The sequence below is a fragment of the Stenotrophomonas sp. LC732 genome (assembly GCF_052446685.1).
In the GTDB taxonomy this organism is placed as follows: domain Bacteria; phylum Pseudomonadota; class Gammaproteobacteria; order Xanthomonadales; family Xanthomonadaceae; genus Stenotrophomonas; species Stenotrophomonas muris.
On record NZ_CP199214.1, the window covers coordinates 351,414 to 367,912 of the forward strand.

General features: G+C 69.3%; 5 protein-coding genes. 4 read left to right on the forward strand and 1 reads right to left on the reverse strand.

Going from position 1 to position 16,499, the window contains the following annotated elements; translation table 11 throughout:
- Positions 1 to 2: 2 nt before the first annotated feature.
- Together xerD and ACT6SE_RS01730 are read left to right on the forward strand one after the other, a co-directional pair.
- Positions 3 to 980 carry a site-specific tyrosine recombinase XerD gene (gene xerD, locus ACT6SE_RS01725; protein ID WP_046428433.1) on the forward strand — a complete coding sequence of 326 codons (978 nt, stop codon included), beginning with the start codon at positions 3 to 5 and terminating at the stop codon, positions 978 to 980.
- A gap of 100 nt (positions 981 to 1,080) precedes the next feature.
- Complete coding sequence (locus ACT6SE_RS01730) at positions 1,081 to 1,866, forward strand: thioredoxin fold domain-containing protein (RefSeq protein ID WP_046428434.1); 786 nt, start codon at positions 1,081 to 1,083, stop codon at positions 1,864 to 1,866.
- A 121-nt stretch (positions 1,867 to 1,987) separates the two neighbouring features.
- On the opposite strand, the gene ACT6SE_RS01735 is transcribed toward ACT6SE_RS01730, so the two are convergent.
- Positions 1,988 to 4,087, reverse strand: coding sequence for a glycosyl hydrolase family 18 protein (locus ACT6SE_RS01735; protein WP_014645883.1), 2,100 nt, complete (start codon positions 4,085 to 4,087; stop codon positions 1,988 to 1,990).
- An 821-nt stretch (positions 4,088 to 4,908) separates the two neighbouring features.
- Between ACT6SE_RS01735 and purL the strand changes: the two genes are divergently transcribed.
- Together purL and ACT6SE_RS01745 are read left to right on the forward strand one after the other, a co-directional pair.
- The gene (gene purL, locus ACT6SE_RS01740; protein ID WP_088375314.1) at positions 4,909 to 8,793 is read left to right on the forward strand and encodes a phosphoribosylformylglycinamidine synthase; all 3,885 of its coding nucleotides are present in this window, start codon (positions 4,909 to 4,911) and stop codon (positions 8,791 to 8,793) included.
- 439 nt (positions 8,794 to 9,232) lie between these two features.
- On the forward strand, positions 9,233 to 16,414 hold the full coding sequence (locus ACT6SE_RS01745) for an ESPR-type extended signal peptide-containing protein (protein WP_046428729.1): 7,182 nt from the start codon (positions 9,233 to 9,235) through the stop codon (positions 16,412 to 16,414).
- Positions 16,415 to 16,499 lie beyond the last annotated feature (85 nt).

Below are 16,499 nucleotides of genomic sequence, written 5' to 3' on the forward strand. Positions count from 1 at the left end.
GCATGGCCCTTGTTTCCACCCCCGCCGAACGCCGCCAGCTGGTCCAGCAACTGCCCGAGCTTCGCGCCGACGACAGCGTGCGCATCCAGCGCTTCCTCGATGCGATCTGGGCCGAGAACGGCCTGGCCCGCGCCACCCTCGACAGCTACCGGCGTGACCTGGAAGGGCTGGCGCGCTGGATGGATGGGCGCGACGGCGGCCTGGCCGGCATCGAACGGCCCGGGCTGTTCGACTACCTGGCCTGGCGCACCCGGCATGGCTGGTCGCCGCGCAGCAATGCGCGACTGCTGTCGGCGCTGCGGGCGTTCTTCGCCGATGGCGTGCGCCGTGGCGAACGCAGCGAAGACCCCAGTGCGCTGCTCGACCCGCCGAAGCTGCCACGGCTGTTGCCCAAGGCGCTGGCCGAAAGCCAGATCGATGCGCTGCTGGCGGCACCGGACATCGACAGCCCGCTGGGCCTGCGCGACCGCGCCATGCTGGAACTGATGTATGCCGCCGGCCTGCGCGTGAGCGAGCTGGTGCTGCTGCCGGCCACGGCGGTCAACCTGCGCCAGGGCGTGTTGCGGGTCACCGGCAAGGGCAGCAAGGAGCGGCTGGTGCCGCTGGGCGAGGAATCGCAGCACTGGCTGGAGCGTTACCTGCAGCAGTCGCGCCCGCTGCTGGTCGGCAAGGGCAAGGTGCATGCCCTGGCGGATGGTCAGACCCCGTTGTTCATCGAGCCGACGCTGCATGCGCTGACCCGGCAGGCGTTCTGGCACCTGGTCAAGCGCCATGCGCAGGTGGCCGGCATCGACCCGGCGCGGATCAGCCCGCATGGCCTGCGCCACAGCTTCGCCACCCATCTGCTCAACCGCGGTGCCGACCTGCGCGCGCTGCAGATGCTGCTCGGCCACAGTTCCTTGTCGACCACCCAGATCTACACCCTGGTAGCGCGCGAGCATCTGCAGAAGCTGCATGCCCGCCACCATCCGCGCGGCTGAGGGCCGGGCTGAATCGCTGCCCGGGGCCGTGCCGGGCGTCGCGGCCCGGTACCGGCGGCTGTGTCAGAATCCGGAGTCTTCTTCTGTTGCGGATCGCTCCATGCTCCGATTTGCCATCGCCGCCGTGTTCGGTGCGCTCAGCCTGACCGCCTGCGCCCAGCCGGCTCCGCCGGCCGCCAAGGCGCCTGCTGCCGCTGCGGCAAAGGCCAGCCCGGCCGCCAACGCGCCGGCTGACCAGGCGGTACGTGCCGCGTTGACCGCGCTCAATCCGGGTTTCCAGGTCGATTACATCGGTGCCGCGCCGTTCCCCGGCTTCCGCGAGGTCGTCGTTTCCGGCCAGCTGCTGTACGTGTCCGATGACGGCCGCTACCTGTTCCAGTCGCAGCCTTACGACACCCGCGCCAAGGGCCCGGCCAACAGCGAGGGCCTGCTTGGTTACCGCCGCGGCCTGCTGGCCAAGGCCAACCACGGCGATCGCATCGTGTTTGCCGCGCCGAACGCCAAGTACACCATCAGCGTGTTCACCGACATCGAGTGTGGTTACTGCCGCAAGCTGCACCAGGACATCGCCGAACTCAACCGCAACGGCATCACCGTCGAGTACCTGGCGTTTCCGCGCATGGGCCTGGGCAGCAAGGACTACACCGACATGATCTCGGTCTGGTGTGCAGCGGATCGTCGCCTGGCCCTGACCAACGCCAAGCGCGGTGGCAGCGTGCCGGCCAGGAACTGCACCAACCCGGTGGCGATGCAGTACGCGCTGGGCCAGCAGCTGGGCGTGAATGGAACGCCGGCGATCTTCGCGCCGGATGGCACCCAGCTGGGCGGCTACCTGCCGCCGGCGCAGCTGCGTGCCGCGCTGGAGAAGCTGTCGGCCAAGCGCTGATCGTCGCTGGTCTTTTTCTGTAGAGCCGAGCCCATGCTCGGCTGCGGAAACAGCAGCCGAGCATGGGCTCGGCTCTACAGGCAGGAAGCCGGGGATGCGTGTCGCATCCCCGGCCTTTTGCTTACTTCAGGCCATCACTGACCGCCTTGGTCAGCGTGCCCTGCGCATCGTCACCGCTGAACTCCCAGACGAACGCGCCGCCCAGGCCCTGGGTCTTCACGTAACCCATCTTGCGGGTGATGTTGGCCGGGGTGTCGAAGCTCCACAGCGTGCTGCCGTTGTAGATCCAGGTGGCACCGGCGGTGTTGTCGGTGTAGCCCGGCCACGCCAGGTTCTTCAGCACCTTCCAGTCCTCGATGCCGGCTTCATACGTACCCGGGGCGGCGCCGGTAGCGGTCTGGTACAGGCCGTTGTTGGCGTTGGCCACACCCGTCCAGCCACGCCCGTAGTAGCCAATGCCCAGGTTGAGCTTGGCGGCGGGCACGCCACGGCTGATGAAGGCCTCGATGGCGTCGTTGCTGTTGTACAGCTTCTGGTCGCCGGTGGACGGATCATTCGGCGAATCGAACAGCGCCGACTGGTGATTGGTCTTCGCATCCCACGCGCCGTGGAAGTCGTAGGTCATCACGTTGATGTAGTCCAGGTACGGGTGGTATGCGGCCGGATCGGTGACACGGATCTTGTCGATGCCGGCACCCACCGCCACCGTCAGCAACAGGCCCGGCCGCACCGCATCGAGCTGGCGGCGGAACTCGGCCATCAGCGCGGTGAAGTTGGCGTTGTCTTCCGGCTTGCCGCATTCGATGCCACAGGCCACCGGGTATTCCCAGTCGATGTCGATGCCGTCGAACACGCCCAGCGCGGCACCGGCACCGCCGGCACCGTCGGTCACCGGCAGGTTGCCCTTGATGTAGGCGTCGATGCACGAGGCGACGAAGGCCTGGCGGTTTTCCGGGCGCGCTGCGCTGGAGAAGCCGCGCGACCAGGTCCAGCCACCCAGCGAGATCAGCACCTTCATGCCCGGGTATTTGGCCTTGAGCTGCTTGAGCTGGTTCCAGTTGCCGCGCAGCGGCTGGTCCCAGGTATCGGCACTGCCGCTGACGCTCTCGGCGGCACTGAAGGCCTTGGTGTAGTCGGCGAAGGCATCGCCACCGGCACCGCTGTTCGGATCCGACGGCTGGGTGATGCCGACTTCGCATCGGTTGTTGCGCACGTTGCCGAACGCGTAGTTGATGTGGGTCAGGCGTGCGGCCGAGCCGCTGCTGTCGATGTTCTTGACCCGGTAGTTGCGGCCGTAGATGCCCCACTGGGTGAAGTAACCGATGACCCGCTTGCCGGTAGTGCCGCCGTCACCGGCCAGCGTGGTGGCGCTGATTTCGGTGCCCTGCGCCGACGCGTTGCCGGCGTTGTCGCGCGCCCGCACGCGGTAACGGTAGGTGGTCGATGCGGTCAGCCCGCCATCCACATAGCTGGCGCTGGACGGCGAACCGACCAGGCTGCCGTTGCGGTACACGTCATAGCCAGCCAGGCCACTGCCACCGGTGTTGTCGGTGGACGGGCTCCAGCTGAGCGCGATGCTGTTGGCGGTACGGGTGCCGACCGCCAGCCCGCCCGGCACGCTCGGTGCGGTGGTGTCGCCACCGGCGGCGTTGACGGTGATGGTGATGGTCGGGGTGCTGGTGGTGGCGTTGTTGTTGTCGGTCGCGACCGCACGCAGGGTGTGGCTGCCGGCGCTGGCATTGGCCCAGCTGGCCGCATACGGCGCACCGGTGGCCACGCCCAGCGAGCTGCCGTCGCGGAAGAACTCGACCTTGGCGACGCTGCCGTCCGGGTCACTGGCGGTAGCGGTCACGTTGACCGTGCTGCCGGCGCTGAAGGTGGCGCCGTTGGCCGGCGAGGTCAGGCTGACCACCGGCGGCTGGTTGCTGCCGCTGCCATCGCAGGCACCAAGGTTGGTGTAGTAGGGCGCACCGGCCGGATGGTCCGGCGGCGCGTTCCAGATGTCCTGGTTCGCCCGATAGAGGACGCCTCCTTTCTGCAGGGTATCGCCGGCCCGGTAGATCCTGGCCTGGTCCCACTGGGCCACGCCGGCACAGCTGGCAGCCTGCGCCAGGCCGGGCAGGGCGGCGGTACCGGCGGCCAGGGCAAGCAGCCAGGCCAGGTGGCGGGGACGACAGCTTCGGGTCGAACGTTCGGCACTGCGCACAATCGGGTCGTACATGGGTAAGTCTCCGATCAAAGGGCGCGCGGGCCCCGATGGCGCCGCGCGTGACGCAGGTCCGGGCGTCGCCCGGGAAGGCGACGGAGGGGGCGGACGGGGTACCTGGGGGGCCGGGGAGAGAGTCCGGCGCCAGGTGGGGACAACGTTGTCATCAATCGCGTGGTCAATCCGTGAGCAAGCGCATGGTTCCGGGATTCGGGCGGAGAGCGGCGCTGCGCGCGGTCGGCGGCCATCGGCGGAGCCCCCTCGTGGCTGGGGGCTTTCCGCGAAAAGCAGATTTCTGGGGTTGGCCGGGTGGGTGGGCTGCGCAGGGGACGCCGTGAATACGTCCCTGTAGGCTCGGGCGCGCCATCCATGGCGCTTACGCCCCTGCGCAACCCACCCGCCCGGCCACGGACAGGTTCCTGCGCGGCCAGCCACGAAAGACAGAACAAAAAATCAAAAGCAAAAGCCGGTCGCTTCGCTCTTCAATGCCTGACTTCTGAGATTTCCCTGGTTGCCGGCCAGCGGCCGGCACTACCGCAGAGCATGCACGCATGGCGTGGATTTACCGCAGATCGCGGAAATCTGTCGAAGGCGGGGTGGGTCCGGTGGCGGGGGTGTCCGCGGCATGGATGCCGCGGCCAAGCCCCCAGGGACGGGTTTACGGCGTCCCCCGCCACCGGACCCACCCCGCCACCCCACGGGAACCCCGCTTTTGCTTTGGCCGTTGCTGTTGCCGTTGCCCTGGCCTCGGCGGGTGCCGGGCGCCGCCCGGCCAGAGCCCTTCCCCCGCTTCCGGTACAATGTCGGGCCCGTTTCCCAACTACGGTTCCCCGGACATGATGGTCCTCGAGGGCGCGCCCGCCCTGTCGCCGTTCCGCCGCGAACGTCTTGAATCCCGCCTGCAGTCCATCGCTCCCTCCCTGCGCATCAGCGGTGCCTGGCACGTCTATTTCGTGCAGCCCGAAGGCAGCGCCGCCCCCGACCTGACCACCCTGTGCCGCATCCTCGAAGCGGCGCCGCAGGCCGAAGCCGTGGCCGACGGCGCGGTCAGCCGCATCGTGGTGCCGCGCCTGGGCACGCTGTCGCCGTGGTCGAGCAAGGCCACCGAACTGGTCCGCGGTGCCGGCCAGCCGGTCAGCCGGGTCGAACGTGGCCTGCGCATCGACGTGCAGGGCTGGCCGGCCGATGCCGCCGCCCAGCAGGCGTTGGTCAAGGCGCTGCACGACCCGATGACGCAGTCGGTGCTGGAGACCGTGGAACAGGGCCAGGCGCTGTTCTCGGCACCGGCCCGGGGTGAACTGGAGCGCGTGCCGGTGGACCAGCTGGAGGCCGCCAACCAGCGCCTCGGCCTGGCCATGGCCCAGGACGAGATCGACTACCTGCGCGAGCGTTTCACTGCGCTGGGCCGGTCGCCGTCGGACGTGGAACTGATGATGTTCGCGCAGGCCAATTCCGAGCACTGCCGCCACAAGATCTTCAACGCCAGCTGGACCATCGACGGCCAGGAGCAGGACCGCTCGCTGTTCCGGATGATCAAGAACACCCACCAGCAGACTCCGCAGCACACGCTCAGCGCGTACAGCGACAATGCCGCGGTGATCGAAGGCCATCCGGCCTCGCGCTATCGCCCCGATCCGGCCAGTGGCGAATACCGCCGCGAGCCGCAGGTGCCCAGCGCGTTCCAGATCAAGGTGGAAACGCACAACCATCCGACCGCGATCGCGCCGTTCCCGGGTGCCTCGACCGGTGCCGGTGGCGAGATCCGCGATGAGGGCGCGACCGGCCGTGGCGGCAAGCCGAAGGCGGGCCTGACCGGCTTCTCGGTCTCGCACCTGCGCATCCCCGAGCTGCCGCAGCCGTGGGAAGCGCCGCGCGCGCTGAACCCGCGCATGGCGCCGGCGCTGGAAATCATGACCGACGGCCCGCTCGGCGGCGCCGCGTTCAACAACGAATTCGGCCGACCGAACCTGCTCGGCTACTTCCGCAGCTTCGAGCTGCCCGAAGGCGCCGATCTGGTGCGTGCATACGACAAGCCGATCATGCTGGCCGGCGGCCTCGGCGCGATCGACCGCGTGCAGGTCGACAAGATCCCGCTGCAGGCCGGTGATGCGGTCATCGTGCTGGGTGGCCCGGCAATGCTGATCGGCCTGGGCGGCGGCGCGGCCAGTTCGGTGGCCTCCGGCGAGAGCGCCGAGGACCTGGACTTTGCCAGCGTGCAGCGCGACAACCCGGAAATGGAGCGCCGCTGCCAGGAGGTCATCGACCGCTGCGTGGCGATGGGCGCCAACAACCCGATCAAGTTCTTCCACGACGTCGGTGCCGGTGGCCTGTCCAATGCCATCCCCGAACTGCTGCACGACTCCAAGGTCGGCGGTGTCATCGACCTGGGCAAGGTGCCCACCGATGATCCGTCGCTGTCGCCGATGCAGCTGTGGTGCAACGAGTCGCAGGAGCGCTACGTGCTGGGCGTGGCCCAGGAGCGCCTGGCCGAGTTCGCCGCGCTGTGCGCCCGCGAGCGCTGCCCGTTCGCTGCCGTTGGCGTGGCCACCGCCGAGGAGCACCTGGTGGTGGCCTACGGTGCCGTGCCGGGCCACACCCCGGCCGATGCGCCGATCGACCTGCCGATGGACGTGCTGTTCGGCAAGCCGCCGAAGATGCACCGCGACACCGCGCACCCGCCGGCACCGCGCTGGCCGGCGCTGAAGACCGGCGGCCTGGACCTGCAGGAAGCCGGCCTGCGCGTACTCGCGCACCCGACCGTCGCCTCGAAGAACTTCCTGGTCACCATCGGTGACCGCAGCGTCGGTGGCCTGACCGCGCGTGAGCAGATGGTCGGCCCGTGGCAGCTGCCGGTGGCCGACGTGGCGATCACCCTGGCCGACTTCGATGGCGTGGCTGGCGAAGCGATGTCGATCGGCGAGCGTACTCCGCTGGCCCTGCTCGATGCGGCGGCTTCGGCACGCATGGCGGTGGGCGAAGCGCTGACCAACCTGTGCGCGGCCCCGGTCGATGCGCTGGATGAAATCAAGCTGTCGGCGAACTGGATGGCCGCGGCCGGCCACCCGGGCGAAGACGCGCTGCTGTACGACGCGGTGAAGGCGGTGGGCATGGAACTGTGCCCGCAGCTGGACATCAGCATCCCGGTGGGCAAGGACTCGCTGTCGATGCAGGCGCAGTGGCACGACCAGGGCGAAGCACACAAGAGCGTGTCGCCGGTGTCGCTGGTGATCTCGGCGTTCGCGCCGGTCGCCGACGTGCGCCAGCAGCTGACCCCGCTGCTCGACCGCGACGTGGACAGCGAGCTGTGGCTGATCGGCCTGGGTGCCGGCAAGCAGCGCCTGGGCGGTTCGATCCTGGCCCAGGTGCACGCCGACCATGGCGACCTGCCGGCCTTCGCCGGTGCCGCTCCGGACCTGGACGATCCGCAGCGCCTGCGTGGCTTCTTCGAGCTGATCCGCGATGCGCGCCAGTCCGGCCTGCTGCTGGCCTACCACGACCGCAGCGACGGTGGTGCCTTCGCCGCGCTGTGCGAAATGGCCTTCACTTCGCGCCTTGGCCTGGACATCACGCTCGATGCCTGGGGCGATGATCCGTTCCGCAGCCTGTTCAACGAAGAACTGGGTGCGGTGGTGCAGATCGCGCGCGAAGACCGCGCTGCGTTCGCCGACCTGGTCGAACGCCACGCACTGACCGAATGCGCACAGCGCATCGCCAAGCCGACCACCGCGCCGGTGGTGCGCGTGTCGCTGGGTGGCGAGAACCTGGCCGAATGGCGTTGGGACGCACTGTTCGACGCCTGGTGGTCGGTCACCCACGCGATGCAGAAGCGCCGCGACAACCCGGCCAACGCCGATGCCGAGCGCGAGGTCGCCCGTGCCTTCAACGCACCGGGCCTGAAGCCCAAGCTCAGTTTCGACCTGAACGAGGATGTGGCGGCACCGTTCATCAGCACCGGTGCGCGTCCGCGCGTGGCGGTGCTGCGCGAGCAGGGCGTCAATGGCCAGATCGAAATGGCCAACGCCTTCGAACGTGCCGGCTTCCGCGCCTTCGACGTGCACATGAGCGACCTTATCGAAGGCCGCGTGGCGCTGCAGGATTTCACCGGCCTGGTCGCCTGCGGCGGCTTCAGCTACGGCGATGTGCTCGGTGCCGGCCGTGGCTGGGCCACCTCGATCCTGGAGCGCAGTGCGCTGCGTGATGCCTTCGCCGCGTTCTTCGCGCGCGAAGACAGCTTCGCGCTGGGCGTGTGCAACGGCTGCCAGATGATGAGCCAGCTCAAGAACATCATCCCGGGTGCCGGACACTGGCCGCAGTTCCGCCGCAATGCCAGCGAGCAGTTCGAAGCCCGCACCGCGCTGCTGGAAGTGGTGGAATCGCCGTCGATCCTGCTGCGTGGCATGGCCGGCTCGCGCCTGCCGGTAGCGGTGGCGCACGGCGAAGGCCAGGCCGTGTTCGACAACGCCGTCGACCAGGCTGCCGCCCGCGTCTCGCTGCGCTACATCGATGGCCATGGCAACGTCGCCAGCCAGTACCCGCTGAACCCGAACGGTTCGCCGGACGGCATCACCGGCCTGACCAGCACCGACGGCCGCGTCACCATCATGATGCCGCACCCGGAGCGCACCCCGCGCGCGCTCAACCTGAGCTGGGCACCGGCTGAATGGCAGAGTGATTCGCCGTGGATGCGCATGTTCCGCAACGCGCGGGTGTGGTGCGGCTGATCGCATCGTTCCGCGCAGGCCGCAATGCCACCGCGTATGGAAAAACCCGCCGCTTTGTCGGCGGGTTTTTCTTTGTGTGCGTGAAATTGCTGATCTGGCCGCTAGTTACATCCGTTTTCATGCGCCAGCAGTTCGTCACGTATGTCTAACAAAATGCCTTTATAAACACGTGAAATAGTGAACTGCTTCACGGCAATAGGATTTGTCGTGTCAAAGTCTTGACGATCTGCAAAGTTGCCGTTAACACTTGAACCCCGTTTCAGAATCATTCATTTCGCAGTAACCGGTTGGCGCACGCGCTCGGTTTTCTGTCGCTGCGCGCCGTTCGGCAATACCCCGCAGTAAATCACGCGAATAAACGCCCCCAGGGGACGTTGGGCCGGAAAGCCCAGCGGTGGCGTTGCTTTGCCCAAAACCAGTCCAATCAGGAGCCGTACCGATGAATCGGATTTATCGCAAGGTCTGGAACAAAGCACTGGGTCAGTTGGTGGTGGCCTCGGAACTGGCCTCCTCCGACAGCAGCAGTGGCGGGGTCGTCGACCAGCGCCGCGATGCGACACAGGCCACGCCCGCACTGCTGGCGGTGGCACTGGGCCTGGTATTGGGGTTGGGCATGAGCGGCAGCGCGACGGCACAGTCGGTGCAGATCGGCGGCAGCGCCACCTGCGTTGCATTCAGCGGCAAGCTGCTGGAAAAGTGCCTGATCGAAGGCTCGGCCACGGCCAAGGGCAGCAATGCGGTGGCGATCGGCAGCAACAGCAATGCCAGCGCCGCCAACAGCGTGGCGCTGGGCGCTGGCTCCAAGGCCACGCGGGCCAATACCGTGTCCATCGGCGACGCCGGCAAGGAGCGGCAGATCACCAACGTGGCTGCTGGTACGCAGGGCACCGATGCGGTGAACAAGGCGCAGCTGGACGCGCAGGCGCGCGCCACGCAGGCCGCGCTGGCTGATGTCGCCGCCGATGGAAACCGCTATTTCAAGGCCGACGGCGCAGGCGATGACAGCGACGCGGCGAAGATCGAGGGGCAGGGCGCAGTCGCGGCCGGCGCCGGTGCACAGGCGCTGGCCAACGCCACCACCGCCATCGGGACCCAGGCCATTGCCGCCGGTCTCGGCGCCAGTGCCTTCGGCCAGGGCGCCCTGGCCATCGGCGATGCCAGCGTGGTGGTCGGGCAGAGCGCGGCCGCGTTCGGGCTTGGCGATACGGCCGTCGGCGCCAGCGCGTACGCAGCCAGCGAGAACGGTGCGGCCACCGCACTCGGTGCGTTGTCCGAAGCCACTGCCGATGGCGCGACGGCCGTCGGCGGTGGTGCCGTGGCGATGGGTCCTGGCAGCACCGCACTGGGCCGCGGCGCTACCGCCGCCAACGAAGCGTCGATCGCGGTGGGCGCGTTCAGCACTGCCGTGGGTGAGTACAGCACCGCGCTGGGTTCGAACGCCGCTGCGGTTGCCACCGGCAGCGTGGCGCTGGGCGCCGGCTCGCTGGCCGACCGCGTCGATACCGTCTCTGTCGGCGCCGCCGACTACGGCCTGACCCGGCAGATCACCAGCGTCGCTGCGGGTACTGAAGATACCGACGCGGTCAACGTCGGCCAGTTGAAGGGCGTCGCCGCCGTGGCCGATGCCACCGCCAAGCGTTTCCAGGCCACGGGCAGCAGCAACAGTGATGCGGGTGCATTGGCCGAGGGCGACGAGGCGCTGGCGGCTGGCGAGGCCGCCAATGCGATCGGCAAGGGTGCGACGGCCGTGGGCGCCGGTGCGACCGCCGTCGCGCAGAACGCCACCGCCGTTGGCAACAACGCGCTGGCCTCGGGCCAGAACAGTGCCGCGTTCGGCAACAACGCGCAGGCCAACGGCCCAGGCAGTGTCGCCGTGGGGGGGGCTGCGGTGGATGCCGATGGCAATCCGCTGATCACCAGTGGCGGCGTGCCGGTGGAAACCGGCGCCACCAGTGCCGGTGTCGGTGGTACTGCGGTGGGTGCGAGTGCCGAGGCCGGTGGTTTCGCCGCGTCGGCCTATGGCGTTGGCGCATATGCCGCCGGCGCGCAGTCGTCCGCGTTCGGTGCGGTTGCCAATGCCATCGGTGATTACTCCACCGCGCTGGGTACGCAGAGCAACGCCACCGGCACCAGCAGCGTGGCCATCGGCGGCCCGGCCGATCTGATTCCAGGCCTGGGCTTCTTCGTGCAGACCCAGGCCAGCGGCGAAGCGTCGACCGCCGTCGGCGCCGGCGCCATCGCCAGCGGTGATCGTGCGGTGGCCAACGGCAGCCTGACCGAAGCGTCCGGCGCCGAAGCGACTGCGGTCGGCTACTTCGCCTACGCACCGGGCGAGAACGCCAGCGCGCTCGGCGCGCAGACCTGGGCCAGCGGCGCGCAGAGCACCGCCGTGGGCTACTACGCCACCGCACGCGGTGCCAACAGCGTTGCGCTCGGCGCCAACTCCGAAGCGGTGCGTGCCAACAGCGTGGCCGTGGGCAGTGCCGGCAACGAACGGCAGATCACCAGCGTCGCCGCGGGCAGTGAAGCCACCGATGCAGTGAACAAGGCGCAGCTCGACGCGGTGGCCAGCACCGCCGACAGCACAGCGCGCTTCTTCCAGGCCCAGCCGGAAGCAGGCAGCGATGCGGGTGCATTGGCCGAGGGCGAAGGTGCGGTTGCGGCGGGTTCGTCGAGCAATGCGATCGGCGCCGGCGCGGTTGCACAGGGCGCAGCAGCCTCGGCCATCGGTGACGACGCCGTGGCGGTGGGTCGCAACAGCAACGCCACCGGCAATGGCGGTGTTGCCATCGGTGGCCTCGGCCAGGCCTACGACGAGTACAACCAGCCGATCATCGGTGCCGACGGTACGGCACAGCAGGTCGGCACCACTGCCGTCGCCGACGCCACAGCGGTCGGCAGTGGTGCGCAGGCGACCGGTGCTGCCAGCAGTGCGTTCGGCAACGCCGCCAGGGCCAGCGGAGACAACAGCTTCGCGGCCGGCGGCAAGTCGCGTGCGACCGGCAGCTACGCGGTTGCGGTTGGCGACAGCGCCTTCGCCAGCAGTGACGACAGCACCGCCGTCGGTGGCTACAGCTGGGCTACCACAAGCGGGGCGAGTGCGTTCGGTTCCGGCGCCTGGGCAACGGCCACCAATGCCTCGGCATTTGGCAACGCGGCCTGGGCCAGTGGCAGTGGTGCGACCTCCATCGGTTACAACAGCTGGGCCAACGGCACCAGCTCCACCGCCATCGGTCGCGGCGCATTCGGTTATGGCGACAACAGCGTGGCGCTGGGCTTCCAGGCGCTGGGCAACAGCCTCAACAGCATCGCCATCGGCACCAACACGGTGGCCGGTGGTGAAAGCGCGATCGCGCTCGGTGCCGGCAGCAACGCCAGCGCCAGCAACGCCGTCGCACTGGGCGCCGGCTCGGTCGCCAACCGCGCCCGCAGCGTTTCGGTCGGCAGCACCGGTAACGAACGCCAGGTGACCAACGTCGCCGCCGGTACCCAGGCCACCGACGCGGTGAACAAGGCGCAGCTGGATGCCGTGGCGGGCGCGGCAGCCACCACCAGCCGCTTCTTCCAGGCCAGCGGCAACGGCGGTGATGTGGCCGGTGCACTGGTGGACGGTGACAACGCGCTGGCCGCCGGTGATGCGGCCAACGCCATCGGCAACGGGGCCACCGCACTCGGCAGTGGCGCCAACGCGCTGGCCAGCAATGCGCAGGCACTGGGCGTCAACGCCCTGGCCAGCGCCGCCAACGCCAGCGCGGTCGGTGCAAATGCACAGGCGACCGCTGAATACGCAACCGCGCAGGGTGCGGAAAGCGAGGCCAGTGGCGAGCAGAGTGCGGCGTTCGGTGCGGCCAGCATCGCCAGCGGTGCTGGCAGCACCGCGACCGGCGTGCTGTCCGAAGCCTCCGGCGAGGAGGCGGTGGCAGTGGGGTACTTCAGCAATGCCAGTGGCAGCGGCGCCACCGCGGTCGGCAGCGAGAGTGTCGCAAGTGGCACCGCGTCGGCAGCGTTCGGCATCGGTGCCGAGGCGACCGGCGGCTACAGCACCGCCATCGGTGGCTATGCACAGGCCTCGGCCTTCAATGCCACGGCCTTCGGCAACTTCGCCAATGCCTCCGGCTCCAACAGCGTGGCGCTGGGCGGTGATTCGGAAGCCTCCGGTGCCTACAGCACCGCCACTGGCCAGGGCAGCCTGGCCACCGGCACCAACAGCGTCGCCGTCGGCGGATCGCTGTTCGGCGTGCTGGCCACCGAAGCATCGGGCAACTACTCCACCGCCGTCGGTGGCGGCGCCTGGTCCGGTGGCATCAACAGCACCGCGCTGGGCAACGCCGCCGAATCGCGCGCTGCCAACAGCGTGGCGCTGGGTGCCGATTCGATCGCCGACCGCGACAACACCGTGTCGGTCGGCGGCGGTGGCAACACCCGCCAGATCACCAACGTGGCTGATGGCACGCAGGGCAATGATGCGGTCAACAAGAACCAGCTCGACGCCGTAGCCGCCGCAGCGGAAAAGACCAGCAGGCAGTTCCAGGCCAGCGGCAACGCCGATGGCGAAACAGGGGCACTGGTCGAGGGCGACAACGCGCTGGCGGCCGGCGATGCGGCCAACGCCATCGGCAATGGTGCCACCGCGCTGGGCAGCGGTGCCAACGCGCTGGCGGCCAACGCCACGGCCGTGGGCATCGATGCATTGGCCACCGGCAACAATGCGGCGGCGCTGGGCAGCACAGCGCAGGCCAGCGGTGAAGACAGCCTTGCGCTCGGCACCGGTGCCAGCGCCAGCGAGCTCGGCGCCAGCGCGGTCGGTGCGCGTGCACAGGCCAGCGGTGCGTACAGCACGGCAACCGGCACCGAATCCAACGCCAGCGGCACGCAGGCCCTGGCCAGCGGCTTCCGTAGTGCCGCCTCTGCCGATGGCACCACTGCCGTCGGTGGTTATGCCGAGGCCAGTGGACGCCTCGGCACCGCGTTGGGCTACGGCTCGGCGGCCAGTGGTGCCAACACGACCGCCGTCGGCTTCGGTGCTGCTGCAGCCGGTACCGGTGCCGTGGCGGTGGGTCAGTCCAGCGAGGCCAGCGGCGAGGAGAGCGTGGCCATCGGTGGCAGCACCTTCTTCGGCCTGATCCCGTCGCGTGCCAGTGGCACCGGTGCGGCGGCGTTCGGTGCCGGCGCATGGGCGACCGAAGACTACGCCACGGCAATCGGCTGGAACTCGTGGGCCGCCGGCAGCAATGCCACGGCCCTGGGCGCCAACGCCACCGCCAACGGCAGCAACAGTGTCGCCCTCGGTGCCGGCTCCAAGGCCGACCGTGACAACACCGTGGCCGTCGGCAAGGCCGGTGGCGAACGCCAGGTGACCCATGTGGCAGCCGGTACCGAAGCCACCGACGCGGTGAACAAGGGCCAGCTGGATGCCGTTGCCAGCGTCGCCGACAGGACCAGCCGCCAGTTCCAGGCCAGCGGCAACGCCGATGGCGAGGCCGGTGCCCTGGTGGACGGTGACAACGCCTTGGCCGCCGGCAACGCGTCCAACGCCATCGGCAACGGTGCCACCGCGCTGGGCAGTGGCGCCAACGCGATGGCCGCCAACGCCACGGCGGTAGGCGCCGACGCCCTGGCGACCGGCAGCAACGCGGCGGCACTGGGTACCAACGCACAGGCCAGTGGTGTCGACAGCGTGGCCGTGGGCAGCGCTGCCAGCGCCAGTGAACTCGGCGCCAGCGCTACCGGCGCCGGCGCCCAGGCCAAGGGCGCCTACAGCACCGCCAGCGGCGCGCAGGCCACGGCCAGCGGCACGCAGTCGCAGGCCAGCGGTTTCCGCGCCACTGCCTCGGCCGATGGCGCCTCGGCGCTGGGCAGCTACGCCGAAGCCAGTGGTCGACTGGGTACTGCGGTGGGTTACGGCAGCAAGGCCACCGGTGCGAACGCTACCGCGGTGGGTGTCAGTGCCAACGCTTCGGCGGCCGGCAGCATCGCACTGGGCGCAGGCTCGGTGGCTGATCGTGCCAACACCGTGTCGGTCGGTAGTGCCAGCAGTGATCGTCAGATCACCCGTGTCGCCGCCGGTACCGAGCGCACCGATGCAGTCAATCGTGGCCAGCTCGATGCGGTCGCGGCGACCGCCGATGGCACCGCACGCTACGTCAAGGCCAGCGGCGCGGGTACCGCCAGTGCCAGCGGCAGCGATGCCGCAGCGATCGGTTCGGCCGCCAGTGCCAGCGGCGCACGCAGCAATGCGCTGGGTGCAAATGCGATGGCCATCGGCAACGGTGCGCTTGCACTGGGCAACAGTGCCGGCGCGTCCGGTGCGAACTCGGTGGCACTGGGTGCGGGCTCGCGTGCGCTCGATGCCAACGTGGTGTCGGTCGGTGGTGGCAACGGCACCGATGGCCCGGCCGCGCGCCGCATCGTCAATGTGGCCGACGGCCGCATCGCCGCCGGCAGCAGCGACGCGGTCACCGGCTCGCAGCTCAACGTCACCAACCAGCGCGTGGGCGCCGTGGAAACCCGTGTCGGTGATTTCGACTCGCGCATCGCCACGGTCGAGACCACGGCGGCCAGCGCCGTCGGCTATGACGACGCCAGCCGTGACCGCCTGACCCTGTCCGGCTTCCAGGGCACCACCATCGACAACGTCGGCGCGGGCAACATCGCCGCCGGCAGCCGCCAGGCGATCAATGGCGGGCAGCTGTTCCAGTCGCTCAGTGATGCCGCCAGCTTCCTCGGCGGTGGTGCCAGCGTCGGCATGCAGGGTGTGTTCGTGGCGCCGAACTACGTGATCCAGGGCGCCACCTACAGCAATGTCGGCGATGCGCTGGGCGCGCTGGACCGCAAGGTCAGTGAGATTGACCGTCGTACTGCCGGTGGCACGCGTGCAGGCGCGTCCAGCCTGCGCGCAATGAGTGCTTCGCTGGATGAAAGCCCGCAGGCCAGCGTGGCCGACGCACCGGCAACGGCCGATGCCGCGCCGGCCAGTACCGCACGCGTGCAGGGCACGCCGACGGTGGCCGCGGCGGGGGCGGGCATTCCGGTCGGTACCCCGGCCACCGGCTTCAACGCCGTGGCCATGGGCGATGGCGCGGTAGCCAGCGGCGCTTCGTCCACGGCCATCGGCCAGGGCGCCAGTGCCACGGCGGCAAATGCCGTGGCGCTGGGCCAGGGCTCGGTTGCCGATCGTGCCAACACGGTCTCGGTGGGCAGCGAAGGCAACGAACGCCAGGTCACCAACGTCGCCGCGGGCACCACCGCCACCGACGCCGTCAACAAGGGCCAGCTGGATCGTGGCATGGCGACGGCGAACAGCTACACCGACAGTCGCGTCCAGGCCGTTGCCGACAGCTTCGATGTGTTCAAGGGCGAGATCGACGGACGCCTGCGCCACATGGACCGCCGCATCGACCGCCAGGGCGCGATGAGCGCAGCGATGCTCAACATGGCTACCAGTGCCGCCGGTATCCGCACCCAGAACCGTGTCGGCGTCGGCATCGGTTTCCAGGGTGGCGAGTCGGCGTTGTCGCTGGGTTACCAGCGTGCGATCAGCGATCGCGCCACGGTCACCTTCGGCGGCGCCTTCAGCAGTGACGACAGTTCGGTCGGCGTCGGTGCCGGCTTCGGCTGGTAAGCCACTCCATCGCGCCGGCGGCCACCCACGCCGGCGCCGTACCTGCAGTGAGGGCCTGGGGGGAGGTCACGGCAATCCCGGCTGG